Raw genomic sequence first — 26,904 nt, 5'->3', positions numbered from 1 at the left:
TTGAGAATTCACGATCTGCGATAGCGCAGCAATGCCGCAGGCTCAACCGGCGAGCGCGGTCCTCAGCATCTTGGCGAGCTCGGACTTGCGGTAGGGCTTGGCCAGCAGCAGCACGCCGGAATCGAGCCGGCCGTGATGGACGATGGCGTTCTCGGTGTAGCCCGAGGTGAACAGCGTCTTCAGGTCGGGGCGGCGCTTGTGGGCTTCGTCGGCCAGCTGGCGGCCATTCATGTTGCCGGGCATGATGATGTCGGTGAACAGCAGGTCGATGGTCTCGTCGCTGTCGATGATATTGAGCGCCTCGGCGCCGTTGGCGGCCTCGAGCGCGGTATAGCCGAGGCTCTTGACCTGCGTCACGACATACTGCCGCACCAAGGCATCGTCCTCGACGATCAGGATCTTCTCGTTACCGCCGGTGATTGGCGCATTCTGGAGCGATTCGAACTCGGTCTCCTGCACACCGGTCGAGCGCGGCAGGTAGATCTTCACGCTCGTGCCGTGGCCTTCCTCACTGTAGATCTTGATGTGCCCGCCCGATTGCTTGACGAAGCCAAACACCATGCTGAGGCCGAGGCCAGTGCCCTTGCCAACCTCCTTGGTCGTGAAGAAGGGATCGAACACCCGGTCGATCAGCTCGGCAGGAATTCCGGTGCCGGTGTCGCTGACCGCGATCATGACGTAATTGCCGGCAACGACGTCGGGGTTCATGCTGGCATAGCCGTCGTCGAGGAAGATGTTGCGGGTCTCCAGCACCAGGGTGCCGCCCTCGGGCATGGCGTCGCGCGCGTTCAGCGCGAGATTGAGGATCGCGGTGGAGAGCTGGCCCGGGTCGACCAGTGTCGGCCAGGCATCCTCGGTGAGCTGCGGCATGATGGTGATCTGCTCGCCGAGCGTCGGATGCAAGAGCTTGGCGGCTTCGAGCGCCAGTGCGTTGACGTCGATCTCGCGCGGCTGCAGCGGCTGCTTGCGGGCGAAGGCGAGCAGGTGCTTGGTCAGCTGCGCGCCGCGCTCGGCGGCGTCGTCGATCAGCTTGGTGATCGCGGCAAGATCGGGCCGGTCGGCGACCGCGTCGCTGAGAATGCCGATCGTGCCCGTGATCACGGTCAGCACGTTGTTGAAGTCGTGGGCGACGCCGCCGGTCAATTGGCCGATCGAGTCCATTTTCTGGACCTGCCGGAGCTGGGCTTCGGCGGCCTGCTTGTCGGTGAGGTCGCGGCCGATGAAGAAGTGGCGTTTCACCGGCTCGGACCAGGTGCCCATCCAGTTCAGCGTGACCTCGTGACCGTCGTAATGGTAGTAGCGCGCCTCGAAGCTGCGCTTGACCGCGCCGCGACGGGCCGCGCGCATCTCGCTCCGCGTCTTCTCGAGATCGTCGGGATGGATGAACTCGATCGCGCTGTGCCCGACCATGTCCTCGGGGCTGTAGCCGAGAATGTTCTGCACGCTCGGGCTGACCTGGACGAAATTGCCGTAGCCGTCGGTGACCAGGATCAGGTCCTGCGATGTCTCGAAAATCCGCTGGCGTTCCTCGGTCTCGCGGCGCAGCTTCTCTCTAGCCTGCTTTTCTTCCGTGATGTCATGGGCGATCTTGGAAGCGCCGATGATCTCTCCATCGTCGGTCCGCAGCGGCGAGACGTTCAGGACGACGTCGAGCGGGCGGCCGTCTTTGCGGATTCGGACCGTCTCGTGCTGGGCGATCGATTCATTGCTGGCGATCTGGTTGAGGGTGCTTCTGATCTCGCCCTTGCGATCCGGCGGCACGATGATGTCGATCGGCTTGCCGACGGCCTCGGCGGCGGAGTAGCCGAATAGGTTTTCGGCGGCCTTGTTCCAGCTGGTGATGATGCCGTCGAGCGACTTGGTGATGATCGCGTCATTGGAGGATTCGACCACGGCGCCGTACAGCGCGAGGCGCTTGCCGAAATAGTCGCGTTGCGAGGCCGATTGCTGGCGCAGCTTTCCGACGAGGCCCACTGTATGCGCCTGGAGGCGGACATTCTCGATCAGAAGCACCGCGAGCACGAAGGTCGCCGCGGCGAGGCCGTAGAGCCGGCCGGCATAGAATCCGAGATCGAAGCGCGCGACGTTGACGATCGCCGACAGGGCGATGTCGAACAGCCAGGCGCACATGACCACCATGAGCCAGATGTCGATTACCGTATGCGGCCTGCGGAACCAGAGCGAGACCAGCGCGGCAAAGCTCAGCGACCACACGAAGGACACGACGCCGATCATGGTCGCCGTGTAGCGGCCCTCGCTCAACAGGACCGGCAACAGATCGTGCTGCGCGGTGACGATCCAGGCGAAGACCGCCATCGCGGCGACGACGCCGAGCCCGCAGGCATAAATCGCGGTGCTTACCGCGCCGCGGATCCGGGGCCCACCGTCTTTCTCCTTCAGCCAGGCATATGCCATCACGCAGAGCGGAAAGCCGGCGTGCCAGATCATGTAGAGCCACACCGTGGTCTGTCGGCCCGCGCCCAGGAGTCCGGTCGGGGTGAACAGCCCTGGGAAGGTGAGGGCATGAACCAGCGCCGCCGCGGCGGTGAAGAGATAGCCGCTGGCGAGCCACAGCAGCGCGCGGGTGCGCAGGATCGCAAATTGCGACAGCAGCAGCACTGCCGTGACGATGTCGCTCACGGCCAGCGCGGATTGATAGCTGGCGACGAAGGCTGGCACCGGCAGGAGCGGGGTACCGGCGAAGGGCACGGCTGCGGCGAACAGGAGCGAGGACAGACCGACAATCGTCAATGCTGCAGTGCGGTCGGCCGACGTGGCCGGCAGGGTCGACAGAAATGTGCTTCGGTCGATCGGTGCAGGCACGTCCATTTCGCGCGAGTCGATGGGCTTGAGCATCTCCGCTAGTCTCATTCGCCGGCAGTCCGTTCATCGTAGCGGGTTCTGGGCGCAGGTGGTCACGGAACCGGTTTACGACTCAACCGAGGGTTACAGCTTACCTAATTTCGGTGAGAGCACGGAACAGGGATTGGTAAGGGGCACTTTACTGGGCGGTGTCATAATGCCCTGCCGCTGCGGCCGGTTCCAGGCTTGAAACAGGCGATTTTGATTTCGAGATCGGGAGTTTGCCCATGCCCCGCGTTCTCATCATCGACGACCAGAAGGACGTCCGCGCGATGGTGGCGATCGTGCTTCGGGTCAACCATTTCGAGGTCGTGGAGGCCGAAAGCGGCGCGGCGGGGCTGAAGGCCTTTGCGGAAAGCCGCTTTGACGCGGCGATTGTGGACATCTTCCTCGGTGATACCAGCGGCGTCGACGTCATCACCGCCTTGCGCGAACGCGCGCCGGCGCTGCCGGTGATTGCGGTATCCGGGATGACGGCACTCGATTTCATGGACCAATCGCCCCACCTCGCCAACGTGGTCGGCCTGCAAAAGCCGTTTCGGCCGAACGATCTGCTGCAGGCCCTGCGGAAGGCCCAGGCCGCGGCCGGCGGCGAGATTTCGGCCGCGGTCTGACCGGCAAAAGAACGCCCCGGCAAGCCGGGGCGTGGTCGCGATGGCGAGAGCCTTCGGGGGATCGCTGATCGGGATCCCCGAAGAGCATTCTGGATCAAGAGCCCTTGGCGCCGAGCTCGGCGTAATTGCCCTTGGCGTCCCACTTGTAGACGACATAGTCGATCTGCTTGAGGTCGCCCTTGGCGTCAATTTCGATCGGGCCGAGCACCGTGTCCCACTTGCCGGCCTTGATGGTCTCCATGACCTTCTTGGCGTCGGTGGTGCCGGCCTTCTTGACCGCCTGCGTCCAGACCTGCAGCGCAGCGTAGGTATAGAGCGTATAGCCTTCCGGATCGATGCCCTTGGCCTTGAACGCCTCGACGATCTTCTTCGCGGTCGGCTTGTTGCGCGGGTCGGGACCGAAGGTGAACAGCGTGCCTTCGCCGGCGGGACCGGTGATGGAGGCGTACTCCTTGTCGGCGAGCGCGTCGCCCGACATCAGCACCGTCTTCATGCCCTGATCGCGCATCTGGCGGAGGATGAGGCCGGCTTCCTGATGGTAACCGCCGACATAGACGAGCTCGACATTGTCCTTCTTCAGGCGCGAGACGATCGCGTTGAAGTCCTTGTCGCCCTTGTTGTAGGATTCGTACATCTTCTCGGTGATGCCGGCCTTGTTGAGCGCCTTCTTGGTCTCGTCGGCAAGACCCTTGCCGTAAGTGGTCTTGTCGTTGAGGATCGCGATGTTCTTGCCCTTGTAGTTCTTGGCGATGTACTGCGCGGCGATCAGGCCCTGCTGGTCGTCGCGGCCGCAGACTCGCGCCACGTTCCACAGCTTGCGCTCGGTGAAGAGCGGGTTGGTCGAAGCCGGGGTGATTTGCAGGACGTTGCCGTCCGCATAGGCTTCAGAGGCCGGAATCGAAGACGACGAGCAGAAATGGCCGGCGACGAACGGGATCTTGGCGCCGGCGATCTTTTCCGCGATCGAGCGGGCCTGTTTCGGATCGCAGGCGTCGTCCTCGGCGTTGAGCGCGAGCTTCTTGCCGTTGACGCCACCGGCGGCGTTGATGTCGGCGACGGCCATCTCGGCGCCGTTCTTCATCTGGCGGCCGAAGGCGGACTCGCCGCCGGTCATCGGGCCTGCGACTGCGACGGTGACATCCTGCGCGAATGCCGCGCTCGATAGCGCGAGCGATGCGCCGAATGCCAGACCGATGAGCTTCAGTGATTTCATGAGATACCTCGCGGGTGGTCGCCTGTGGAAGTTGCCGGGCATGCCCGGTTCAAACCGGCGCCATTCTTGAATGAATTCGAGGAGAAGTCACCGGCAAAATACGGGCATACGCCAAGATATCTAGCCGCATTCTCGCGCAGGCGGGGCCGGTCAGTGCCGGCCGCCTTCCAGATAAGCGGCGCGGATTTCGGGGCGCTGCAGCAATTCGGCGCCGCTGCCGGCCAGCGTGATCAGGCCGTTGACCATGACATAGCCGCGATGCGCCAGCTTGAGGGCGTGGTTGGCGTTCTGCTCGACGATCAGCACGGTCAGGCCGTCCTGCCGGTTCAGTGTGCGGATGGCGTCGAAAATCTGCCGCGCGATGAGCGGGGCGAGCCCCAGCGAGGGTTCATCGAGCAGAAGCAGGCGAGGGCGGCTCATCAAGGCGCGGCCGATGGCCAGCATCTGCTGCTCGCCGCCGGACAGGGTTCCGCCGCGCTGGGCGAAACGTTCCTTCAGGCGGGGAAACAGGGCGAACACGCGCTCGAGTGTGCTCTCCCGTTCCGCCGGCGTGCTCTCGGTGACGTCGGCCCCCATCTGGAGGTTCTCGGCGACGCTCATGCGCGGGAAGATGCGGCGGCCTTCGGGCGACTGCGCGATGCGCAAATGGGCGATCTCGTGGGTCGGGACGGCCGTGATGTCCTTGCCCTCGTACAGGATCTGCCCGGCGCGGGCGCGCGGCTTGCCGAAGATCGTCATCATCAGCGTCGACTTGCCGGCGCCGTTGGCGCCGATCAGCGCCACGATCTCGCCGGAATTGATGTCGACGTCGACGCCCTTCAAGGCCTCGATCTTGCCGTAGGCCGCGCGCAGGCCCCGGATCGCGAGCAGGGGGGATGCCGCCGTCACGATCCGCTCTCCATGACGGCCATGGCCTCTTCCTCGTCGGCGCCGAGATAGGCGGCGATCACCTTGGGATCGTCGCGCACCTCGCGCGGCGTGCCTTGTGCGATCTTCACCCCGTGATCCATCACCACGATGTGGTCGGAGATCTCCATCACCACCGACATGTCATGCTCGATCAGGAGGATCGACGTTCCCAGGTCGTTGCGGATCGAAAGCAGGAGCTCGTTCAACGCGGCGCTCTCTCGCGCGTTGAGGCCGGCAGCCGGTTCGTCGAGGCACAGCAGTGCGGGCTCGGTGCACATCGCGCGCGCGATCTCGAGGCGGCGCTGATCGCCATAGGCGAGATTGCCGGCCGCGTCGTCGGCGCGGTCCAGCAGGTTGACCCGCTTCAGCCAGTCGGAGGCGAGATCAATCGCGCGCTTTTCTGCGTCGCGATAGGCGGGCGCGCCGACAAGGCCGAGCAAGGTGAAGCCCGAGGCGCGCATCAGCATATTGTGCTGCGCCACCATCAGGTTTTCGAGCACCGTCATCCCGGGAAACAGGCGGATGTTCTGGAACGTGCGCGCGACCTTAGCCTGCTTGGCGATACGGAAGTCGTTGAGCCGCTGGAGCGCGATTTCCTTGCCGTCATCGTGGGTGAGGCGGATGGCGCCGCCGGTCGGCTTGTAGAAGCCGGTGATGCAGTTGAACACCGTGGTCTTGCCGGCGCCGTTCGGCCCGATCAGCGCGGTGATCTTCTTCCGCTCGGCGGCGAACGAGAGATCCTGCACGGCGACGATGCCGCCGAAGCGCATGGTCAGCCGGTCGACGCTGAGGATCTTGTCGCCGCTCATCCGTGTCCTTCCTTGACGAGGTCGGAGGAGATGGCCTGCGCCTTCTTCAGATAAACGGTCGGCGCGCGATGGCCGACCAGGCCGCGTGGCCGCCAGATCATGATCAGCACCATGGCCCAGCCGAACACCAGCATACGATAGGTCTCGAGGCCGCGGAACAGCTCGAAGCCGCCGATCATCGCCAGCGCGGCGAGCGCGACGCCCAGCTGCGAGCCCATGCCGCCGAGCACGACGATGGCGAGCACCAGCGCCGATTCCTGGAAGGTAAAGGATTCCGGGCTGATGAAGCCCTGGCGGGTGGCGAAGAACGCACCGGCGAAGCCGCCGAACATGGCGCCGGTCGCAAATGCCGTGAGCTTGGTCGTCGTGGTGTTGATGCCGAGCGCGCGGCAGGCGACCTCGTCCTCGCGCAAGGCTTCCCAGGCACGCCCGATCGGCAGCCGGCGCAGGCGGATCGTCGCCCAATTGGTGAGCAGCGCCAGCGCCAGGATCAGATAGAACAGGAAGACGATACGGTGGGTCGCCGAGTACTCGATGCCGAGCTTGTTGGCCAGCCCATCGTCAGTGTTGCTCAGCGGAATGCCGAACAGGGTCGGACGCGGAATACCTGACACGCCGTTCGGTCCCCCGGTCAGATCCTGCCAGTTGATCAGGACGAGGCGGATGATCTCGCCGAAGGCGAGCGTCACGATGGCGAGGTAGTCGCCGCGCAGGCGCAGCACGGGGAACCCGAGCAGCACGCCCCAGAATGCAGCGAGGATGCCGGCGAGCGGCAGGCAAATCCAGAACGACCAGCCGAAATTGGTGGCGAGCAGCGCGTAGGAATAGGCGCCGACGGCATAGAACGCGACGTAGCCGAGATCGAGCAGGCCGGCGAGCCCGACCACGACGTTGAGGCCCCAGCCGAGCATCACATAAGTGAGCACGAGAATGGCGAGGTCGAGGATGTAGCGCTGGTTATAGAAGATCACGGGCACCAGCAGCGTGAAGATCAGCAGCGCGGGCGCAAGGTAGCGGCCGACCAGCGACACGCCCTTCTGCAACGCTGGCGGCACCAGCCTCTCGGTGCCGGCCGGGCCGATCCATTGCCTGAGCAGCTCGATCACGATCGAGCCGCCGAACACCGCGGCAACGAGGGAGGCGAGCTCGCCGAATCGCGTCCAATAGGTGAGCTGGCCGTCGGAGCCCGCCTCGGTGCGGATGCCGACCATCAGCGAGAACAGCACCAGCGCGATGAGGGCGTTGACGACGGCGGTCTTCAGGAGGGCGGCGATGCCCGTTGCAGGTTTGGTCGTGTGGGTCGAGGGAGCTGTCACGCGCGTCAGACTTTTTCGACTTCGGGACGGCCGAGCAGGCCGGTCGGCATGAAGATCAGCACGACGATCAGGATCGAGAACGCCGCGACGTCCTTGTACTCGACCGAGAAATAGGCCGACCAGAACGTCTCGATCAGGCCGATCGCAAGGCCGCCGAGCATGGCGCCGGGCAGCGAGCCGATGCCGCCGAGCACCGCGGCGGTGAAGGCCTTGATCCCGGCGACGAAGCCCATGAAGAAGTCGACCAGGCCGTAATAGAGCAGGTACATCAGGCCCGCGACGGCGGCGAGCGCCGCGCCGATCACGAAGGTCATGGAGATGGTGCGGTCGACGTTGACGCCGAGCAGCGCCGCCATGGTCTGATCCTGCTCGCAGGCGCGCATGTCGCGCCCGAGCCGGGTGCTTGACACCAGCCAGGTGAAGATCGCCAGCAGCACGATGGTGGTGATGACCACCATGATCTGGATGTTGGAGAGCTGGATCACGAACCCGTCCGGGCTCTCATGCAGCGTGTGGCCGCCGGTGATGAAGGGTGGGATCGGCTTGACGCGGGCGCCTTGCGCCACTTGGGAATAATTCGTCAGAACGAACGACATGCCGATGGCCGACAGCATCGGGGCGAGGCGGAAGGAATGGCGCAGCGGCCGGTAGGCGATGCGCTCGATGGTCCAGCCATAGAGCGCCGTGATCGCCATCGAGACCAGCAGCACCACGAGCAGGATCAGGGGAATGGCCGTGAGGCCGAGCGAGATCAGGATCAGGAAGGTGATGAGGGCGATGAAGCCGCCGATCATGAAGACGTCGCCATGGGCGAAGTTGATCATGCCGACGATGCCGTAGACCATCGTGTAGCCGATCGCGATCAGGCCGTAGATCGAGCCGAGCACGAGGCCGTTGATGAGCTGCTGGGCGAAATAATCCATAAGCTGCCGTACCCAAACTTGACGCGGCTCAAAGGGAGCTCTTGCAGAGAGTTCTTGGGCCCCGGCAGCCCTTGAGCGTTTGGGTTTTGTAACAGGAGGGAACTGGCGGCTGCAACTGGCCCGGTCTCCACCTTAAGGCTTGTACAGAGAATCATTTCGGCGCCGGGTTCCCTGAGGTCCTGCGAGGAACCCGGTTCCCGAGGCAACCAAAGTGGATGCCGGCCGTTGTCTCCCCTCTGACGTCCAACAAGGGAGTTTCCCCGAATGACGAAGCAGCAGAACCAGAATCCGGGTCAGCAGAATCAGAATCCCGGCCAGCGCAATCCGCAGCAGGGTGGTGGCCAGAAACCCGGACAGCAGCAGCAGGACCCGCGCCAGGGCGATCGCCCGGGCCAGCAGCAGGGCGGCCAGCGCGACCAGGAATAGCGAGTTTGGGAGCCCAGGAGTGAGGAGAGGCCCCGCCGGAAGGCGGGGCCTTTTTTCTTGGGGCAATCGTTTGCCCGTCATTCCGGGATGGTGCGTCAGCAGCAGGCCCGGAATCTCGAGATTCTCAGATGCGCAATTGCGCACCATAGTTCGGCTCCTGCGAGCCGCCCCGGAATGACGAAAGCGGGCGGGCAGTTAAGGTAAACAAAGGGTTTAAATTGCCGCCACAGTCTGATGCGAGTTAGCTCCGGCATGGCCGCCGCCTTCCATCGAAGGCTCGGCAAACCAGGCGGGAAGCGGCATGTTTAGGAATTGGCGGATCGGCTCGGTCAACGGCGCGCTGCTGGCGGCCTATTTCATTCCCGTCTGGAGCCTCATAGCCTTCAGCATCATCGTCGCGCCCGTGCGCGGCCTCTACGAGCGGCCGAGCGTCGCGGTGGCGCTGTACCTGAGCGACCATCTGCAGATGGCGGGCATGGACACGGTGCGTGCCGCCTGGCTGCTGGCGCTCGGAAGGCTGACCGTGGTGGCGTTCTTTGCAATCTACCTCGTGCTGCTCTGTATTCCCCGCACCCGTAAGGGCGGCGGCAGTGACGAGGCGCTCGGGATTGCGCTGGCGATCGGCAGCCTGATCTCCTTTGCCAGCATGGTGATGGCCTCGAAGGTCGGCGAGATGGCCGCGCTTCGGCTCCACGCCACCGAGCTCCTGATGCTGCTCGGTGCCGCCGTCGTGCTCGTGATCGAGAAGCCGGAGGCAGCGCCAAAGACCGCCGATGTCACCGCGCCGCCGAATATTCAGCCTCTAGGTCTCGAGCAGGCCGAGCTCCTGCACAATCGCTGAGGCTTCCTTGACGGCGTGGTTCGCCGCCGGCACGCCGCAATAGATCGCCTGCTGCAGCAGGATCTCCTTGATGTCATCGGGCGTGAAGCCGCCCTCGGCCAGTGCCGCACGCACGTGCAGGCGGAATTCGTCCCATTGCCCGAGCGCGACCATGGTGCCGATCACCAGCACCCGCCGCGTGCGCTCGTCGAAATGCGGCCGCGTCCAGATCTCGCCCCAGGCGTAGCGGGTGATCAGGTCCTGGAAGTCGGTGTTGAAGGCATTGCGGTTCGCGATCGACTTGTCGACCCAGGCATTGCCCAGCACCTTGCGGCGCACATTCATGCCGGCATCGCGGCGCTTCTGGTCGTCCATTCTGTTCCTCCTCTTTCGTCATTGCGAGCGCAGCGAAGCAATCCAGACATGTGTCCGCGGAGACGGACTGGATTGCTTCGTCGCTACGCTCCTCGCAATGACGGTTGTTGCTAGCGCTGCGTCAGGAACCCCACCACCGCATCCGTGAACGCATGCGGCTGCTCGACGTTCGAAATGTGCGCGGCGTCGATGATCGTCATGCTGGCGCCGGGAATGCTGGAGCGGATCAATTCGGCCGCCGAGATCGGCGTCGCCACGTCGTGGCGGCCGGCGATCACCAGCGTCGGGCTCTTGATTTTCGGCAGCAGCGCGCGCTGGTCGAGCGTCGACAGCGCCTCGCAGCAGGCGAGATAGCCCTCGACAGGCGAGGCGAGCAGCATCGACTTCATCTTCGCGGTGATCGCAGGCTCGCGCTCGCGGAAATCCTGGGTGAGCCAGCCCGCGATCACGGCATCCGCGACCGCGGCGATGCCTCCCTCCTTTACCGCCTTGATGCGGTTGTGCCAGTTTGTTGGATCGGGATAGTAGCAGGACGTGTTGGCGAGGATCAGCTTGCCAAACCGTTCGGGCGCATTGGCGCCGAGCCATTGCCCGACCATGCCGCCCATCGACAGGCCGCACCAATGCACCTTCTCGATGTTGAGGTCGTCGAGGATCGCGAGCACGTCGCGGCCGAACCGCTCCATCGTGTAGGGGCCAGGCGGGACGTTCGACTTGCCGTGGCCGCGGCGATCGTAGCGGATGACACGGAACACCTGCGTCAGCGCCTTCATCTGCGGCTCCCACATCTGCAGCGTGCAGCCGAGCGAGTTCGACAGCATCAAGGTCGGCCCGCCGTCGCGGCCCTCGACGGAGACGTTGAGCAGGCATCCGTCGGCATCGATCATGGGCATGCGGCGTCTCCGTTCTTAATCTTGATCGAGGTTGTCGAGCAGCCGGTCGATCAGCGCCTGTGACGCCCCTTGATAGGCCATCGGCTCGAACAATGCCGCAATTTTTTCCGGCGAAAGGTGCGCGATGACTTGCGAATCGGCCGACAGCACCTCGCGCAGATGCTTCTTCTCGGCGACGGCACGCTTGCTCGCGGCCTCGACGAGATGATGCGCGTTGCTCTTGCCGATGGCTTCGGCGAGCGCGAAGGTGACGGCCTCGGCCATGATCAAGCCATGCGTCGCATCGAGATTGCGGAGCATGCGCGCTGCATCGATCTCGAGACCCTCGGCGATGTCGACGACGGCAGCTAGCGCGCCTGATGTAACCAGCATCAATTGCGGCAGCGTCGGCCATTCCGCGTGCCAGGGACCGGCACTGCGTTCGTGGTCCTGCACCTGGGCGGCGAAGATCGTCGCGGCGAGCTGCGGGGCCATGGTGGCAGCGCCCAGCGCGCTTGCGGCGGCGACCGGGTTGCGCTTGTGCGGCATGGTCGAGGAGCCGCCGCGGCCTTCGCCGGCGGGCTCGAACGCTTCGGCGACGTCGGTCTGCATCAGCAGCGAGACGTCGCGCGCGATCTTGCCGCAGCTGCCGGCGAGAATGGCAAAGCAGGATGCGGCCTCGGCGATGCGGTCGCGATGGGTATGCCAGGGCGCCTCGGGCAGCGGCAGGTCGAGCTCCTGCGCCAGCCGTTCGGCCACCGCGAGCCCGTTATCGCCGAGCGCAGCGAGCGTGCCGGCGGCGCCGCCGAATTGCAGCGCGAGGCCCTCGCGGGAGAGCCGCCGCAGGCGGCAGCGGGCGCGGGCAAGGCTCGAGGCGTATTCGGCGGTCTTCAGCCCGAACGGCATCGGCAGCGCATGCTGGAGCCAGGTCCGCGCCACCATCGCGGTGTTGCGATGGCTGCGCGCCATCGCGGCAAAGCCCCTGATGGCACGGCTGAGGTCGGCATCCAGCGCCGCGATGCCGGCGCGCAGCATCAGCATGGTCGCGGTGTCGATGACGTCCTGGCTGGTCGCGCCCCAATGCACGTAGCGCGCGGCCTCCGCGTCATTCTTGCCGACATTGGCGGTTAGCATCTTGACCAGGGGAATCGCGAGATTGCCCGACCGCGTCGCGGCCTCGGCCAGTGCGGCCATGTCGAAGCCATCGGCCTTGCACGCCGCCTCGATTGGTCCGATGGCGGATGCGGGAATCACGGCGGTGGCCGCCTCGGCCCGTGCCAAGGCTGCCTCGAAATCGAGCATGTTCTGCAAGGTCGACCGATCGTCGCAGACCACGCGCATGGCGGCGCTCGACAGCATCGGTGCGAGCAGGGGGGAGAGGGATGTGCTCATGTTGCGCGCGACCTAATCATCATGGCCCGGCCGTGCCAATCCCCCACCGCCCGCACACGTCATTTTGCAGTTGCGAATATGCATTGCACGTGACCGGGCGCCGGCCTTTTCTTTGCCGCGCCGCTGCGTTACTTGATCAGCACTATAGTTACGCGATCCGGGAGGCACCCTCATGGCCATGACGATGAACGGCGAAGTCCAGCTTGCAGCGCCGCGCGAGGCCGTGTGGGCCAAGCTCAACGATCCCGAGGTGCTGAAGGCCTGCATCCCCGGCTGCGAGGAGCTGGAGAAGACCGACGACGGCGGCTTCCGCGCGACGGCGAAGATGAAGGTCGGCCCGGTGTCGGCGCGCTTCAAGGGCAAGGTCACGCTGTCCGATCTCGACCCGCCGAACGGCTACAAGATCTCCGGTGAGGGCGAAGGCGGGGTGGCCGGATTCGCCAAGGGCGGTGCGGCCGTCAAGCTCGCCGAGAAGGACGGCGGCACGCTGCTCTCCTACGACGTCGAGGCGCAGATCGGCGGCAAGTTGGCGCAGCTCGGCCAGCGCCTCATCAACGGCGCCGCCAAGAAGCTTGCCGATGAGTTTTTCGCGAACTTCGCCAAGGCCGTACAGGGCTGAAGGTCCAATACCTTTAGGGTAGCGCCTTCGGCATGGCGCCTTGCGCCCGGGGCGATGTTGCCCCGGGGCATAATGGCCCATATGATGGGTTGGAATAATTATAAGAACCGCTTCGACGGGACCCGTCGGGGTGCTGACAGAGAGTGCTTATGGCAAAAATCTCCCTCATCGTGAACGGCAATCCAGTCACCGCCAATGTCGATCCCCGCACGCTCCTGGTGCAATTCCTGCGCGAGAATCTGCGGCTGACCGGCACCCATGTCGGCTGCGACACCTCGCAGTGCGGCGCCTGCGTCGTGCATCTCGACGGCAAGGCCGTGAAGTCCTGCACCACGCTTGCGGTGATGGCCGATGGCCACGAGGTCAAGACGATCGAGGGGCTGGCTGCGGACGGCGCGCCGCTGCATCCGATGCAGGAGGCCTTCCGCGAGCACCATGGCCTGCAGTGCGGCTTCTGCACGCCCGGCATGATCATGACCGCGATCGACATCGTGCACCGCAAGGGCCACGAGCTCGACGACCACACCATTCGCGAGGAGCTCGAAGGCAATCTCTGCCGCTGCACGGGCTACCAGAACATCGTCGCCTCGATCTCCGCCGGCGCGAAGGCGATGGCCAAATCCGACCTCGCGTAACGCGCCTCCCGCGATCAGGACATACAGATGTACGAATTCAAATATCATCGCCCTGGGACCGTTCGCCAGGCGGCCAACCTCCTGGTGAAGAACGAGGACGCCAAGGTGATCGCCGGCGGCCACACGCTGATTCCCGTCATGAAGCAGCGCCTCGCGAGCCCCCCGCATCTGGTCGACCTCTCCCACATCGAGGGGCTCAATGCGATCGAGATGAAGGGCCGCTCGCTGGTGATCGGCGCCACCGCCAAGCATGCCGAGGTCGCGACGTCCGCCGTCGTCGGTGAAGCCATTCCGGCGCTGGCGAATCTCGCCGGCGGCATTGGCGATCCCGCCGTGCGTCACAAGGGCACGATCGGCGGCTCGCTCGCCAACAACGATCCGACTGCCGATTATCCGGCCGCGGTGCTCGCGCTCGGGGCCACCATCGTCACCAACAAGCGCCGCCTCAAGGCGGAAGAGTTCTTCCAGGGCCTGTTCACGACCGCGCTCGAGGCGGATGAGATCATCACCAAGGTGATGTTCCCGCTGCCGAAGAAGGCCGCTTACGTCAAGTTCCGCAACCAGGCCTCGCGCTATGCGCTTGTCGGGGTGTTCGTGGCGCGGCGTCCTTCGGACGTGCGCGTTGCCGTCACCGGTGCGGGCTCCGAAGGCGTGTTCCGCGTCACCGCATTCGAGGAAGCCTTGAAGAAGCGCTTCGCCTCGAAGGCGCTGGAGGGCATCGCGGTACCGGCCGAAGGCCTCAACAGCGACATCCACGGCAGCGCCGAATACCGTGCGCATCTCATCGGCGTGCTGACGCGGCGCGCGGTCGATGCCGCCAATGCCAAGGAATGAGCTGACCTCATTCCTCGGTCCAGACCTGTCCCCGGTGAGGGCGTAGCGAGACTGGCTTTTTCATGACTTCAGCGGCTACTTCTTCCGGTGCTTTGCCGGCATCGGTCGATGCGATGCTCGAACTCCTGACGTCGCGCGGCTATCTCGCTGAGCGCTCGCTGGCGACGGTGACGTATCTGTCGCTGCGCATGGGCCGACCGCTGTTCCTGGAAGGCGAGGCCGGCGTCGGCAAGACCGAGATCGCTAAGGTGCTCTCGGCGGCGCTGGGGCGGAAGCTGATCCGCCTGCAGTGCTATGAAGGCCTCGACGTCTCCTCCGCGGTGTATGAGTGGAACAGCGCGTCGCAGATGATCGCGATCCGGATGGCGGAAGCCGCGGGCGACACTGATCGCGATCAGCTTTCGAGCGATATCTTCGCCGACCGCTACATGATCAAGCGGCCGCTGCTCCAGGCGCTGGAGCCTGATGTCGCCGGTCCGCCGGTGCTGCTGATCGACGAGCTCGACCGTGCCGACGAGGCGTTCGAAGCCTACCTGCTCGAAATCCTCAGTGACTTCCAGGTGACCATCCCCGAATTCGGCACCGTGAAGGCGCCGCATCCGCCGATCGTCATCATCACCTCCAACCGTACCCGCGAGATCCACGACGCGCTGAAGCGGCGCTGCCTCTATCACTGGGTCGACTATCCCGCTGCCGAGCGCGAGCTCGCGATCGTCAAGACACGTGTGCCCGGCATCTCCGCCAAGCTGTCGCAGCAGGTCGTGCGCTTCGTGCAGGCACTGCGCAACCAGGACTTCTACAAGTCGCCGGGCGTTGCCGAGACCATCGACTGGGCCACCGCGCTGTCGGAGCTCGATGCCCGCTCACTGACCCCGCAAGTGGTCGGCGACACGCTGGGCGCGCTGCTCAAGTACCAGGACGACATCACCCGCATGCAGGGCGACACGCTGCAGAAGGTGCTGAAGGACGCGACGAGCGAGAATTGACGCGTCGTAACTAGCTCGTCATTCCGGGGCGCGACGAAGTCGCGAGCCCGGAATCCATCGGGCAGCGGCGACGGTGGATGAATGGATTCCGGGCTCGCGCCAAGTGGCGCGCCCCGGAATGACGGTGCGAGGATAGACCATGGCCATCAACCACCTTGCCCCCGAAAAGACCGAGCAATTCGCCGACAACATCGTGGGCTTCGCACGCGCGCTGCGTGCGGCCGGCCTGCCGGTCGGGCCGGGCGCTGTCATCGATGCCATGAGCGCGCTGCAGGTGATCGACATCGGCAGCCGATCCGACGTCTTCACCACGCTGGAGGCGATCTTCGTCAAGCGCCATGAGCATGCGCAGATCTTCAAGCAGGCTTTCAACCTGTTCTTCCGCGTCTCGGAAGAATGGAAGCACATGCTGGATTCGGTGCCGCTGCCGGACGAGGCCAAGAAGAAGCCCCAGGCCGGCGCCCGCCGCGTCCAGGAGGCGATGGCGCAGCCCCGTATGACCGAGACGCCGCAGCACCAGGAGCAGGATCTGCGCCTGTCGGTCTCCGACAAGGAGATCCTGCAGAAGAAGGATTTTGCGCAGATGAGCGCGGCGGAGATCGCCGAGGCGCTCCGTGCCATCGAGCGGATGCATCTGCCGCAGGCCGAGCTCCTGACGCGCCGGCGCCGGCCCGATGCGCGCGGCCTGCGCCTCGACCTCCGCCGCACGCTGCGCGCCTCCTTGCGCACCGGCGGTGACATCATCGACATTCATCGCCTCGGACGGATCGAGAAGCCGGCGCCGATCGTGGCACTGCTCGACATCTCGGGCTCGATGAGCGAATACACCCGCCTGTTCCTGCATTTCCTGCATGCGATCACGGATGCGCGAAAGCGCGTCTCGGTGTTCCTGTTCGGCACCCGCCTGACGAATGTCACCCGTGCGCTGCGCCAGCGCGATCCCGACGAGGCGCTGGCGAGCTGCTCGGCCTCGGTCGAGGACTGGGCCGGCGGCACCCGTATCTCGGCCTCGCTGCACAACTTCAACAAATTGTGGGCGCGCCGGGTGCTGAGCCAGGGCGCCATCGTGCTCCTGATCTCCGACGGGCTGGAGCGGGAGGCCGATTCCAAGCTCGCCTTCGAGATGGACCGGCTGCACCGGTCCTGCCGGCGGCTGATCTGGCTGAACCCGCTGCTGCGGTTTGGCGGCTTCGAGGCCAAGGCGCAGGGCATCAAAATGATGCTCCCCCACGTTGACGAATTCCGCCCGGTACATAATTTGAGTTCGATCCAGGAGCTGATCACGACGCTCTCCCAGCCGCTGCCGCCGCATCACCGCAGCCTGATCCGCTCCGCAGCTTGAGAGGCCAGCCATGCTCGATCGCGACGAGGACATCCTGAAGGCGGCGGAGGACTGGCAGAAGGCCGGCCGTGGCGTCGCACTGGCGACGGTGGTGGAAACCTGGGGCTCGGCGCCGCGCCCGGCGGGCTCGAGCCTCGTCATCAACGACGAAGGCACGTTCTTGGGGTCCGTCTCCGGCGGCTGCGTCGAGGGCGCGGTGGTTACGGAGGCCATGGATGTGATCCAGAGCGGCAAGCCGAAGATGCTGGAATTCGGCGTCGCCGACGAGACCGCCTGGAACGTTGGGCTGTCCTGCGGCGGCACCATCCGCGTCTTCGTCGAGAAGGTCGGTTAGCCGTGAAGCTCGACATCCTGCACGAACTCAATGCCGAACGCGCCGCGCGCCGGCCGGTCATCCTGGTGACGGACACCGAGAGCGGCGAGCAGCGCCTGGTGAAGGCGAAGGATTTCGCCGGGGATCCGCTGCGCGCCGAGCTGGAGAAGCAGCTTCGCATGGGCAAGAGCGCCAGTGTCGAGGCCGGCGGCAAGAAGCTGTTTCTCAACGTCTACGCACCGACGGCAAAGCTCGTCATCGTCGGTGCGGTCCATATCAGCCAGGCGCTCGCGCCGCTGGCGCGCTCGCTCGGCTATGACGTCACCGTGGTCGATCCGCGCACGGCCTTTGCGAGCCCCGAGCGCTTTCCCGACATTCCGTTGATCGCCGACTGGCCTGATACTGCGCTGCCGCCGCTCAATGTCGATGCCTACACCGCGTTCGTGGCGGTGACGCACGATCCCAAGATCGACGACCCCGCGCTGCTGCACGCCTTCGAGCGCAACTGCTTCTACATCGGCGCGCTCGGCTCGCGGAAGACGCATGCCAAGCGCGGCGACCGGCTGCGGGCGCAGGGCGCCAAGGAAAGCGACATCGCGCGCATCCACGCGCCCATCGGGCTAGCGATCGGCGCGGTCTCGCCGTCCGAGATCGCGGTGGCGATCATGGCCGAGATCACGGCCGTGCTTCGGCTGCCTCCCAAGGAAAAAGAAGAAGCGGCATGAAGTTCGGCCCGGCGAGCCCCAGGGATGCAATTGGCGGGGTGACCGTCCACACCCTGCGCCAGGGATCGCTGGTGCTGAAGAAGGGCACGACGATCGGACCTGCCGAGGTCGAGGCGCTGGAGCGCGCCGGCATCAAGGACATCGTCGTGGTGCGCATGGAGGCGGGCGACGTCTCCGAGGACGTTGCCGCCGCCAGCATCGCGCTCGCCATCGGCGGCGAGGGCATCCATGTCGAGCGCGCTTTCACCGGCCGTGCCAATCTGTTCGCCGCGCGAGCGGGCGTGCTGGTGATCGATCGCGCCGCGGTCGACCGCATCAACAACATCGACGAAGCCATCACCTTTGCCACGCTCGCCGCCTACAAGCCGGTGGTCGAGGGCGAGATGGTCGGTACCGTCAAGATCATCCCGTTCGGCGTCGAGGCGAGTTTGCGCGATGCCGCGGTGAAGGCGGCGGGCAAGGACGTGCTGAAGGTCGCGCCTTACGTGATCAAGCGCGTCGGCGTGGTCTCGACGCTGCTGCCGGGCCTGTCCACCAAGGTGATCGACAAGACCCTGCGCGTCACTGCCGAACGGCTGGCGCCAGCCGGCGCCAGCATCATCGCCGAGCGCCGGGTCCCGCACGAGGAGCAGGCGCTGTCGGCCGCGATCAAGGAATTGCTCGGCCTGGGCGCCGAGCTCGTGATCGTGTTCGGTGCATCCGCGATCGCTGACCGCCGCGACGTGATTCCGGCGGCCGTCACCGGAATCGGCGGCGAGATCGAGCATTTCGGCATGCCGGTCGACCCCGGAAATCTCCTGCTGATCGCCCGCGCCGGCGAGGTGCCGGTGCTGGGCGCGCCGGGCTGCGCGCGCTCGCCGGTCGAGAACGGTTTTGACTGGGTCTTGATGCGGCTTCTCGCCGGCATCAAGGTGACCCGCTCCGAGCTGATGGGCATGGGCGTCGGCGGCCTCTTGATGGAGATCGTGACGCGGCCGCAGCCGCGCGCCAAGCCGGAGACCGAGGGCAACCGCCAGGTCGCGGCCATCGTGCTCGCGGCGGGACGCTCGACCCGGATGGGCGGGCCGAACAAGCTGCTCGCCGAGCTCGACGGCAAGAAGCTGGTGCGCCTCGCGACCGAGCAGGCGCTGGCCTCTAGGGCATCCGAGGTGATCGTCGTCACCGGCCATCAGGCCGAGCTCGTCGAGCAGGCGCTGCAAGGCCTGAAGGTGACATTCGTCCGCAATCCGGACTTCGCCGGCGGCATCGCCAGTTCGGTGAAGGCCGGCATCGCCGCCGTTCCCGAGACCTGCGATGGCACCGTCGTGTGTCTCGGTGACATGCCGCTGATCGACGCCGGCCTGATCGACAGGCTGATCGACAGTTTCGCGCCCGACCGCGGCAATCTCATCGTCGTTCCCGTCAGCGAGGGCCGCCGCGGCAACCCCGTGCTGTGGTCGCGCCGCTTCTTCAAGGAGCTGATGACGCTCGACGGCGACGTCGGCGCGCGGCATCTGATCGCCAAGCACACCGAGGCGGTCGCCGAAGTGCCCGTGGACGGCGAGAGCGCCTTCCTCGACATCGACACGCCGCAGGCGCTGGAGGCGGCACGGCGGGGCTGAAGGTGCGTAGGGCGGATTAGCCGAAGGCGTAATCCGCCGCTGTGTTTCTCCGCGGAAACAAAAGAGGCGGATTACGCTTCGCTAATCCGCCCTACGGGACTACGGCATCCTGCAAGCCTGCCGATTTCAACCCCCCGTTCACCATCTGGAAACGACCGCCGCTTAGAGTTGCCGCCACCTGCCTTGGGGGGAGGGGTTTTTCCATGGCTTCGAACGTCGTCGCGCGCCGTTGCGCGATGTTTTTCCTTGCGCTGTCCGTTTTTGCATCCGGCGCGCGCCATATGACAGAAGCCCAGGCCGCCGGCGCTTTCGCGGTCGGCAAGTGCGGCGCTTATGGCCAGGCCTATGATTATGGCCACGAGCACGAGGCCCGCGCCGCCGCGCAGAAGCAATGCAAGGGCGATTGCACCACCGTGACGATGAAGCGCGCCTGTGCCGCGATGTCGGTCGATATGACAAATCCCTGCGGCGCCTACGGCTATGCCGTCAAGCCGAACATTTCCGCCTCGCTCAACGCCGCCACGCGTGAATGCTACAAATACGGCGGCAAGGAATGCGTGATCCGCGCCTGGGCCTGCGACGCGAAAGGGTGATTCCGTCGAACGTTGATTCCTCTTGCTGTCATTCCGGGGTGATGCGTAGCATCGAGCCCGGAATCCATAACCACTATCGGGAGTATGGATTCTCAGGTGCGCAATTGCGCACCATAGCTCGCGCTAAGCGGCGCGCCCCGGAATGACAATCGAGGAAACACATGCAGTTCGACACCAAGATCGCGGTCGTGATCCGTACCGATCTTCAGGCCTGGCAGAAGCTGAACGTAGCCTCCTTCCTCACCAGCGGCATCGCCGCGGCTTTTCAGGATTGCATCGGCGAAGCCTATGAGGACGCCTCGGGCACGAAGTATCATGCACTGATCGGCCAACCGATCCTGATCTATGGCGCCGACGGTCCGGCGCTGTCGCGCGCGCTGGACCGCGCGCTCACCCGCAACGTCAAGGCGGCGGTCTATACCGAGGAAATGTTCAAGACGACGCATGATGCCGCCAACCGCGAGGCGGTTAGGGCGGTTGCGCGCACCGATCTCAATCTCGTCGGCATTGCGATACGCGCCGAGCGGAAGGTGATCGACAAGATCGTCGACGGTCTCAAGTTCCATAGCTGACAGATCGAGAGCATCGCGCGGCGTCATCGGGGTGTCATGATGGACCCGCCCTTGCGCAAACATTGTGCTTTTTGACTCTCCTCAAGGGTGCGCCGGGCGGCGTCGCTATTCTGCTTCACAAAGCACAAGGAGCAGACCGATGCCGACCATGAAAGCCGCAATCGTCAAGCAATTCGGCAAGCCGCTGGTGATCGAGGACGTGCCGGTGCCGCAGCCCGGTCCGGGCGAGGTTCTGGTCAAGGTCAAGGCCTGCGGCGTCTGTCACACCGATCTGCACGCCGCCTCCGGCGACTGGCCGGTGAAGCCGGTGCCGCCCTTCATCCCCGGCCATGAAGCCGCCGGCATCGTCGCCGCGCTCGGGCCCGGCGTGAAGAATCTGAAAGTCGGCGATGCCGTCGGCGTCGCCTGGCTGCACGACGCCTGCATGTCGTGCGAATATTGCGAGACCGGCTGGGAGACGCTGTGCGAGCACCAGCACAACACCGGCTACAGCGTCAACGGCGGCTTTGCCGAATATGTCATCGCTTCGGCCGCGTTCGCCGCCAAGCTGCCGGCGACGATCGATTTCGCGGCCATCGCGCCGATCCTCTGCGCTGGGGTCACCACCTACAAGGGATTGAAGGAAACCGAGGCCAAGCCCGGCGAGTGGGTCGTGATCTCCGGAATCGGCGGGCTCGGCCATGTCGCGATCCAATACGCCAAGGCGATGGGGCTGAAGGTCGCCGCGGTTGATATCGCCGAGGACAAGTTGGAGCTGGCGCGTGAAACCGGTGCCGATCTCGCGGTCAACGCGCTGGCGGATGGTGCAGTGGAGAAGGTGCTGACGGCGAGTGGGGGAGGCGCGCATGGCGTGCTGGTGACGGCGGTGTCGACTGCTGCATTCGCTCAGGCGCTCAAGATGGTGCGTCGCAAGGGCACTGTCAGCCTCGTCGGCCTGCCGCCGGGCGAATTCCCGACACCGATCTTCGACGTCGTGCTCAAGCGCATCACCGTGCGCGGCTCCATCGTCGGCACGAGGCGTGACCTCGACGAAGCCATCGCGTTCGCCGCCGACGGCAAGGTCAAGGCCGAGGTGACCAAGGTGCCGCTCGCAGCGATCAACGACGTCTTCGACCGGATGAGGGCGGGCAAGATCGACGGTCGCATGGTGCTGGATTTTGGCTAAAGCGTTTTCGAGCGAAGTGGACACCGGTTCGCGTTAAGAAAACGCGTCAAAACAAGAATCTGGCGCTTTGCCCCGGCGGCATGCCGTCGAACTTCACCAGGCCAGGGTCGAGAGGATCCCACTCATGGCCGCGCGCGGCGAAGGTCACCGCCTGCGGCCTGTAGCGGGCGGGCTCGTCGAGGCTTGCCGCCCGGATCGTGAACACGTCAGGCTGCGCCGCGAAGGTCATGTAGACGGCTACGCCGCATTGTGTGCAGAAGCCGCGAGTCTTTACCTTGCCGTTGTCGGCGACCATGTCCCAGTGCCTGGCCTCGCCCGTCAGCGTGACGCCGGCGCGCGCGAAGGTCGCGTACGAGCCATGGCCGCTGCCGCTTTCCCGCTGGCAGTCGCGGCATTGGCAGTGATTGCTGAAGAGGGGCTCTCCTTTGATCGAATAGCGGATCGCGCCGCAGGCGCAGCCGCCGGTATAGGGCTTCTCCATCGCGATATCTCCCACTCAACCTTCGCCGCTGATCTCGTCGAGCTTGCGAACGACCTTCTTCCAGCCGCCGCTCATCACCGTGTAGGCCGACTCGTTCCTGGGCAGGACGAAGCCCGCATGCACGAGGCGGATCCGCGTGCCGGCTTCGACCGGGGTGAGGGACCAGGTCACGACGGTGTCGAGCGGGGCGCCATAGCCGGTGTTGCGCTCGTCGCCGCCTTTCCAGGCGTAGACGAGGCGGCGATGCGCCACGACCTCGAGAACCCGGCAATGGATCACGCCGTCCCAGTTGCCGCCGGGGGTGGTCTGGAAGGTGAAGGCCTTGCCTTCGACGGCTTCGAAGCCGGTCGGCTGCATCAGCCAGCGCCCGATCAGCTGTCCGCTGGTCAGCGCCTTCCAGATCGTCTGGGCTGTGTGAGGGAAGACCTCGTCGATGACGATGTCTCTTGTGTCGGCTTTCAACGCGGCAGCACTCACGGGTCGATCTCCTTCAAGAGGTCACGCAGGTTCCGGAAACGCTCGCGCCAGAAGACGCCGTAATGGTCCATCCAGGTGACCAGCGGCTCGAGTCCCTGCGGCGCGGCGCGGTAATAGACGTTGCGGCCCTCGGCGCGCTCGGCGACGAGGCCCGCTTGCTTCAACGATTTCAGGTGTTGCGAGACGGCTCCTTGCGTGACGCCGCTGCCGCGCGTCAGCTCGGCGACGCTGATCTCTTTGCTCTCGAACACACGCTCGAACACGGCGCGGCGGGTCGGATCGGCAAGGGCGCGCATCACGGTGGTGACGGGGTTTGGGGTGGCTTCGATCATGCCATCAAATTAGCGGATACTAATGCATTAGTCAACACTAATTCGTCTGGGCAGTCGCCGCCCCCGCGCGATCTTGACTATGACTGACCAGTCAGTCATATATATCGAATGACGAAGAAGCCGACCAAAGCCGCCTTGCCCTCCGCCGCTCCCACCGGAGCGAACGACCCTGGGACTGCTGGCCCCGATGCGGCGCCTGCCTCGAACCGCGCCTCGCGCGCGGCGGAGCGGCGTGCGGCGATCGTGGAGGCGGCGATGGAGGAGTTCATCGCGCGCGGCTTTGCCGCCACCAGGCTCGACGACATCGCCAAGCGCGCCGGCGTCGCCAAGGGCACGATCTACCTGCACTTCAAGGACAAGGAATCGATGTTCGAGGAGCTGGTGCGCATCGTCATCGTTCCCGTGGTCGCACGGCTGACCACGCTGCCGCCGCCGGCAGGCTCGGTGCGCGACCTCATCGAGACGTTCGCCGGCAACTTCCTGAAGGAGGTGATCGGCACGAGACGGGGCGATCTGGTGCGTCTGATCGTGGCGGAGGGGCCGCGCTTTCCGTCCGTCGCCGATTTCTACTACCGCGAGGTGGTCTCGCGCGGGATCACTGCCATGCGCGCGCTGATCGAGCTCGGCATCGCCCGCGGCGAGATCCGGCAGAAGGACCTCGCGCACTATCCACAGATCCTGGTCGCGCCCGCGATGATCGCCGTGATCTGGCAGAGCCTGTTTGCGCGGCATGCGCCGCTCGACGCGCAGGAGATGCTGCGCGTTCATCTCGATTTGATTTTTGGCGAACGGAGGACGACATGAGGTCGTCGCAAGTAATTTCTTTCTTGGCATTGGTCCTTGTGCTCGCAACCGGGCTTGCGGGGTGCAAGGAGAAGCGCGATCCCGGCTTCCAGGGCTGGGTCGAGGCCGACATGATCTTCGTCAGTCCGGACGAAGCCGGGCGCGTCACCAAGCTCAACGTCCGCGAAGGCGACGAGGTCAAGGTCGGCGATCACCTCTATTCCGTCGATGACGATCTCCAGCTTGCCGACCTCAACCAGCAGAAGGCGACGCTTGCGAATGCGCAGCAGACCTATGACCGTGCGGCCTCGCTGAACAAGACCGGTTCGGGCACGCAGGCCAATCTCGATTCCGCCGTGTCCGCCTTGCGCGTCGCGGAGGCGCGGGTGGCGACCTCGGAGACGCGGATGGCGCGGCGCAAGGGCTTTGCGCCGGTCGCCGGCACCATCCAGCAGATCTATTTCCGCGAAGGCGAGATGGTGGCGGCGCAGCGGCCGGTGCTCTCGATCATGCCGCCCGGCAACATGAAGCTGCGCTTCTTCGTGCCGGAGACCGAGCTGCCGAAGCTCGCGATCGGCGACACGGTGCGTGTCTCCTGTGACAATTGCGCCGCCGACCTCACCGCGAAGATCTACTTCATCGCGACCTCGGCCGAATACACGCCGCCCGTTATCTACAGCCTCGAAGAGCGCAACAAGCTGGTCTATCTGATCCAGGCGCGACCCTCGCGGCCCGATGCCTTGCGCGTCGGACAGCCGATCGACATCCACCTCAATCCCAAAACTCCTGAGACCAAGACACCGGTGGCGGACAAGCGATGAGCAACGGCAACGGCATCGCAATCGACGTCAAGGGCCTGACCAAGTCATTCGGCGGCCGCGAGGTCGTGCACGATCTGTCGATGCAGGTGAAGCGCGGCTCGATCTACGGCTTCCTCGGTCCCAACGGCTCGGGCAAGACCACCACCATCCGCATCCTCTGCGGCCTGCTGACGCCCGACAGCGGCGAGGGCACCTGTCTCGGCTATGACATCCGCCGCGATGCCGAGAAGATCAAGCGCCAGGTCGGCTACATGACCCAGCGCTTCAGCCTGTACCAGGACCTCTCGGTGCGTGAGAACCTCGAATTCGTGGCGCGGCTCTATGGCCTCGCTGACGCGCGCGGCGCCGCGCGCGACATGATCAAGCGGCTCGGGCTCTCGGGGCGGGAGGAGCAGCTCGCCGGCGAGCTCTCGGGCGGCTGGAAGCAGCGGCTGGCGCTCGGGGCCTGCACGCTGCCCAATCCACAATTGTTGCTGCTGGACGAGCCGACCGCCGGCGTCGATCCCAAGGCGCGGCGCGATTTCTGGAACGAGATCCATGCGCTGGCCGCCGAGGGCCTCACGGTGCTGGTCTCGACCCATTACATGGACGAGGCCGAGCGCTGCCACGAGATCGCCTACATCGCCTACGGCTATCTGCTGGCGCACGGCACGGTGGAGGAGGTCATCGCGAAATCCGCGCTGACGACCTATACCGTCACGGGCGACGACCTGAACGAGCTTGGCGCGGCGCTCACGGGCAAGCCCGGCATCGACATGGTGGCGCCGTTCGGCACCTCGCTGCATGTTTCTGGCCGCGACGTCCCGGCGCTCGAAGCCAGCATCGCGCCCTGGCGCGAGAGAGGCGGCCTGCACTGGCAGAAGTCCAAGCCCTCGCTCGAAGACGTGTTCATCGAGCTGATGGGACGTTCCAAGGACAATTTCCAATGACCGCGGTAGAACATCCCGAACCACGGCGCGACACCCGCGAGCGTTTCGGTTTCCTGCGGCGCTCCTACGCGATGCTGGTCAAGGAGTTCATCCAGCTGAGGCGCGACCGCGTCTCGTTCGCGATGATCGTGATGCTGCCGGTGATGCAGCTGATGCTGTTCGGCTATGCCATCAACACCACGCCGCGTCATCTGCCGAGCGCGGTGCTGCTCCAGGAGGATTCCGATCTCGCCCGCTCGGTGCTGAAGGCGCTGGAGAACACCAAATATTTCCGCTTCCTCCACGAGGTTCACGACGTCGACGATTTCGACAACCTCCTGAAGTCCGGCAAGGTGCTGTTCGGGGTCGAGATCCCGCGCGGCTTCGAGCGGGCGGTGCGGCGCGGCGACAGGCCGGCGCTGCTGGTCGCGGCCGACGCCACCGATCCGGTCGCCGCAAGCGCTGCGCTCGGCTCGCTCGGCATGATCGTGCAGACCGCGCTCGCGCACGATCTCTATATCGGCGAGCCCCCGGAGATGCCGTTCGAGATCCGTGCCCACGCCCGCTACAATCCGGCCGCGAATTCCAGCCTCAATATCGTGCCAGGCCTCGTCGGCACCATCCTCACCATGACCATGCTGATCTTCACCGCGCTCTCGGTCACGCGCGAGGTCGAACGCGGCACCATGGAGAGCCTGTTGTCGATGCCGATCAAGCCGATCGAGGTGATGTTCGGCAAGATCGTGCCCTACGTGCTGGTCGGCTTCGTCCAGGCCTTCCTGATCATCAGCATCGGTGTCGGCCTGTTCGGCGTGCCCGTGCTCGGCAATCTCGTCCTGCTGGCGCTGCTGTCGACGCTGTTCATCACCACCAATCTGGCGGTCGGCTACACCATCTCGACGCTGGTTCAGAACCAGCTCCAGGCCATGCAGATGTCGATGATGTTCTTCCTGCCGAGCATTCTGCTCTCCGGCTTCATGTTCCCCTTCGCAGGCATGCCGGCCTGGGCGCAATATCTCGGCGAATGCCTGCCGCTGACCCATTATTTGCGGATCGTCCGCGCCATCATGCTGAAGGGCGCGACCATGGAGAATTTGCGCTTCGATACGCTGGCTCTGGCGGCCCTGATGCTGCTCGCCATGACCGTCGCGGTGACGCGCTTCCGCCGCACGCTGGATTGAGGCAC

General features: G+C 65.2%; 30 protein-coding genes. 18 read left to right on the top strand and 12 right to left on the bottom strand.

The window, feature by feature from the left end:
• Positions 1–42: 42 nt before the first annotated feature.
• A complete protein-coding gene (locus I6F36_RS04900) occupies positions 43–2,856 on the bottom strand; it encodes a PAS domain S-box protein (protein ID WP_225132704.1) in 2,814 nt (937 codons plus the stop codon).
• Positions 2,857–3,089: 233 nt separating this feature from the next.
• On the opposite strand from I6F36_RS04900, the gene I6F36_RS04895 reads away from it, so the two are divergent.
• The gene (locus I6F36_RS04895; RefSeq protein ID WP_109143252.1) at positions 3,090–3,476 is read left to right on the top strand and encodes a response regulator; all 387 of its coding nucleotides are present in this window, start codon (positions 3,090–3,092) and stop codon (positions 3,474–3,476) included.
• Positions 3,477–3,570: 94 nt separating this feature from the next.
• On the opposite strand, the gene I6F36_RS04890 is transcribed toward I6F36_RS04895, so the two are convergent.
• From I6F36_RS04890 to I6F36_RS04870, 5 genes are all read right to left on the bottom strand, one after another.
• Positions 3,571–4,689, bottom strand: a complete 1,119-nt coding sequence (locus tag I6F36_RS04890) for a branched-chain amino acid ABC transporter substrate-binding protein (RefSeq protein WP_036012868.1) — start codon at positions 4,687–4,689, stop codon at positions 3,571–3,573.
• A gap of 150 nt (positions 4,690–4,839) precedes the next feature.
• Positions 4,840–5,577 carry an ABC transporter ATP-binding protein gene (locus I6F36_RS04885; RefSeq protein ID WP_025037253.1) on the bottom strand — a complete coding sequence of 246 codons (738 nt, stop codon included), beginning with the start codon at positions 5,575–5,577 and terminating at the stop codon, positions 4,840–4,842.
• Complete coding sequence (locus tag I6F36_RS04880; protein WP_036012867.1) at positions 5,574–6,407, bottom strand: ABC transporter ATP-binding protein; 834 nt, start codon at positions 6,405–6,407, stop codon at positions 5,574–5,576. The genes I6F36_RS04885 and I6F36_RS04880 overlap by 4 nt, the downstream gene beginning before the upstream one ends.
• Complete coding sequence (gene livM / locus I6F36_RS04875; protein WP_057029506.1) at positions 6,404–7,723, bottom strand: high-affinity branched-chain amino acid ABC transporter permease LivM; 1,320 nt, start codon at positions 7,721–7,723, stop codon at positions 6,404–6,406. The genes I6F36_RS04880 and livM overlap by 4 nt, the downstream gene beginning before the upstream one ends.
• Before the next feature lie 5 nt (positions 7,724–7,728).
• A complete protein-coding gene (locus I6F36_RS04870; RefSeq protein WP_036043577.1) occupies positions 7,729–8,646 on the bottom strand; it encodes a branched-chain amino acid ABC transporter permease in 918 nt (305 codons plus the stop codon).
• Positions 8,647–8,910: 264 nt separating this feature from the next.
• On the opposite strand from I6F36_RS04870, the gene I6F36_RS04865 reads away from it, so the two are divergent.
• Complete coding sequence (locus tag I6F36_RS04865; RefSeq protein ID WP_192893160.1) at positions 8,911–9,072, top strand: hypothetical protein; 162 nt, start codon at positions 8,911–8,913, stop codon at positions 9,070–9,072.
• Between the two features lie 301 nt (positions 9,073–9,373).
• Positions 9,374–9,913: a hypothetical protein gene (locus I6F36_RS04860; protein ID WP_225132703.1), complete on the top strand. Its 540-nt coding sequence runs from the start codon at positions 9,374–9,376 to the stop codon at positions 9,911–9,913.
• Here I6F36_RS04860 and I6F36_RS04855 read toward each other — a convergent pair.
• The 3 genes from I6F36_RS04855 to I6F36_RS04845 form a co-directional block, all read right to left on the bottom strand.
• Positions 9,875–10,267 carry a carboxymuconolactone decarboxylase family protein gene (locus I6F36_RS04855; protein ID WP_057029703.1) on the bottom strand — a complete coding sequence of 131 codons (393 nt, stop codon included), beginning with the start codon at positions 10,265–10,267 and terminating at the stop codon, positions 9,875–9,877. The two genes, I6F36_RS04860 and I6F36_RS04855, sit on opposite strands and share 39 nt — an antisense overlap.
• A 110-nt stretch (positions 10,268–10,377) precedes the next feature.
• On the bottom strand, positions 10,378–11,160 hold the full coding sequence (pcaD, locus tag I6F36_RS04850) for a 3-oxoadipate enol-lactonase (RefSeq protein WP_225124767.1): 783 nt from the start codon (positions 11,158–11,160) through the stop codon (positions 10,378–10,380).
• A gap of 15 nt (positions 11,161–11,175) precedes the next feature.
• Positions 11,176–12,531, bottom strand: coding sequence for a 3-carboxy-cis,cis-muconate cycloisomerase (locus I6F36_RS04845; protein WP_225132702.1), 1,356 nt, complete (start codon positions 12,529–12,531; stop codon positions 11,176–11,178).
• Between the two features lie 172 nt (positions 12,532–12,703).
• Between I6F36_RS04845 and I6F36_RS04840 the strand changes: the two genes are divergently transcribed.
• The 11 genes from I6F36_RS04840 (at position 12,704) to adhP (ending at position 21,916) form a co-directional block, all read left to right on the top strand.
• Positions 12,704–13,150: a carbon monoxide dehydrogenase subunit G gene (locus I6F36_RS04840; RefSeq protein WP_036012850.1), complete on the top strand. Its 447-nt coding sequence runs from the start codon at positions 12,704–12,706 to the stop codon at positions 13,148–13,150.
• Positions 13,151–13,299: 149 nt separating this feature from the next.
• The gene (locus I6F36_RS04835; protein ID WP_014494194.1) at positions 13,300–13,785 is read left to right on the top strand and encodes a (2Fe-2S)-binding protein; all 486 of its coding nucleotides are present in this window, start codon (positions 13,300–13,302) and stop codon (positions 13,783–13,785) included.
• 27 nt (positions 13,786–13,812) lie between these two features.
• The gene (locus I6F36_RS04830) at positions 13,813–14,619 is read left to right on the top strand and encodes a xanthine dehydrogenase family protein subunit M (RefSeq protein ID WP_225132701.1); all 807 of its coding nucleotides are present in this window, start codon (positions 13,813–13,815) and stop codon (positions 14,617–14,619) included.
• A 62-nt stretch (positions 14,620–14,681) separates the two neighbouring features.
• Complete coding sequence (locus I6F36_RS04825; protein WP_036027789.1) at positions 14,682–15,605, top strand: MoxR family ATPase; 924 nt, start codon at positions 14,682–14,684, stop codon at positions 15,603–15,605.
• Positions 15,606–15,744: 139 nt separating this feature from the next.
• Positions 15,745–16,947 (top strand): VWA domain-containing protein, encoded by a 1,203-nt coding sequence (locus I6F36_RS04820; protein ID WP_225132700.1) that lies wholly within the window; start codon positions 15,745–15,747, stop codon positions 16,945–16,947.
• Between the two features lie 10 nt (positions 16,948–16,957).
• Positions 16,958–17,281 carry an XdhC family protein gene (locus I6F36_RS04815; protein WP_025037240.1) on the top strand — a complete coding sequence of 108 codons (324 nt, stop codon included), beginning with the start codon at positions 16,958–16,960 and terminating at the stop codon, positions 17,279–17,281.
• 2 nt (positions 17,282–17,283) lie between these two features.
• On the top strand, positions 17,284–17,985 hold the full coding sequence (locus tag I6F36_RS04810) for an XdhC family protein (RefSeq protein WP_225132699.1): 702 nt from the start codon (positions 17,284–17,286) through the stop codon (positions 17,983–17,985).
• A complete protein-coding gene (locus I6F36_RS04805) occupies positions 17,982–19,586 on the top strand; it encodes an NTP transferase domain-containing protein (protein ID WP_225130808.1) in 1,605 nt (534 codons plus the stop codon). Before I6F36_RS04810 ends, I6F36_RS04805 begins: the two co-directional genes overlap by 4 nt.
• A gap of 203 nt (positions 19,587–19,789) precedes the next feature.
• Complete coding sequence (locus I6F36_RS04800) at positions 19,790–20,179, top strand: DUF4189 domain-containing protein (protein ID WP_225132698.1); 390 nt, start codon at positions 19,790–19,792, stop codon at positions 20,177–20,179.
• A 161-nt stretch (positions 20,180–20,340) separates the two neighbouring features.
• Entirely contained in the window at positions 20,341–20,751 is a 411-nt protein-coding gene (locus I6F36_RS04795; protein ID WP_225132697.1) for a DUF2000 family protein, read from the top strand.
• Positions 20,752–20,890: 139 nt separating this feature from the next.
• Positions 20,891–21,916 (top strand): alcohol dehydrogenase AdhP, encoded by a 1,026-nt coding sequence (gene adhP / locus I6F36_RS04790; RefSeq protein WP_036027781.1) that lies wholly within the window; start codon positions 20,891–20,893, stop codon positions 21,914–21,916.
• Positions 21,917–21,962: 46 nt separating this feature from the next.
• Here the strand turns inward: adhP and I6F36_RS04785 are convergent, their stop codons facing one another.
• The 3 genes from I6F36_RS04785 to I6F36_RS04775 are packed head-to-tail and all read right to left on the bottom strand — an operon-like array spanning position 21,963 to position 23,206.
• Entirely contained in the window at positions 21,963–22,397 is a 435-nt protein-coding gene (locus I6F36_RS04785) for a GFA family protein (RefSeq protein WP_225171058.1), read from the bottom strand.
• 15 nt (positions 22,398–22,412) lie between these two features.
• Positions 22,413–22,874: an SRPBCC domain-containing protein gene (locus tag I6F36_RS04780; RefSeq protein ID WP_036012826.1), complete on the bottom strand. Its 462-nt coding sequence runs from the start codon at positions 22,872–22,874 to the stop codon at positions 22,413–22,415.
• Positions 22,871–23,206 carry a helix-turn-helix transcriptional regulator gene (locus I6F36_RS04775; RefSeq protein WP_036012825.1) on the bottom strand — a complete coding sequence of 112 codons (336 nt, stop codon included), beginning with the start codon at positions 23,204–23,206 and terminating at the stop codon, positions 22,871–22,873. The genes I6F36_RS04780 and I6F36_RS04775 overlap by 4 nt, the downstream gene beginning before the upstream one ends.
• Positions 23,207–23,314: 108 nt before the next feature.
• Here I6F36_RS04775 and I6F36_RS04770 point away from each other — a divergent pair, with 108 nt between their 5' ends.
• From I6F36_RS04770 to I6F36_RS04755, 4 genes are read left to right on the top strand one after another with little or no spacing between them, the layout of a single operon-like run.
• Positions 23,315–24,010, top strand: coding sequence for a TetR/AcrR family transcriptional regulator (locus I6F36_RS04770; protein WP_225124775.1), 696 nt, complete (start codon positions 23,315–23,317; stop codon positions 24,008–24,010).
• Positions 24,007–24,810 (top strand): HlyD family secretion protein, encoded by an 804-nt coding sequence (locus I6F36_RS04765; RefSeq protein WP_036027776.1) that lies wholly within the window; start codon positions 24,007–24,009, stop codon positions 24,808–24,810. The genes I6F36_RS04770 and I6F36_RS04765 overlap by 4 nt, the downstream gene beginning before the upstream one ends.
• A complete protein-coding gene (locus I6F36_RS04760; RefSeq protein WP_036027774.1) occupies positions 24,807–25,739 on the top strand; it encodes an ABC transporter ATP-binding protein in 933 nt (310 codons plus the stop codon). The genes I6F36_RS04765 and I6F36_RS04760 overlap by 4 nt, the downstream gene beginning before the upstream one ends.
• Entirely contained in the window at positions 25,736–26,899 is a 1,164-nt protein-coding gene (locus I6F36_RS04755) for an ABC transporter permease (protein WP_225132696.1), read from the top strand. The genes I6F36_RS04760 and I6F36_RS04755 overlap by 4 nt, the downstream gene beginning before the upstream one ends.
• Positions 26,900–26,904 lie beyond the last annotated feature (5 nt).

Origin of the sequence: Bradyrhizobium sp. BRP19 (genome assembly GCF_020194195.1) — a bacterium.
Taxonomy (GTDB): domain Bacteria; phylum Pseudomonadota; class Alphaproteobacteria; order Rhizobiales; family Xanthobacteraceae; genus Bradyrhizobium; species Bradyrhizobium yuanmingense.
Note: the sequence above shows the minus strand (reverse complement) of the source record. Positions and strands in the feature narration are given on the sequence as shown.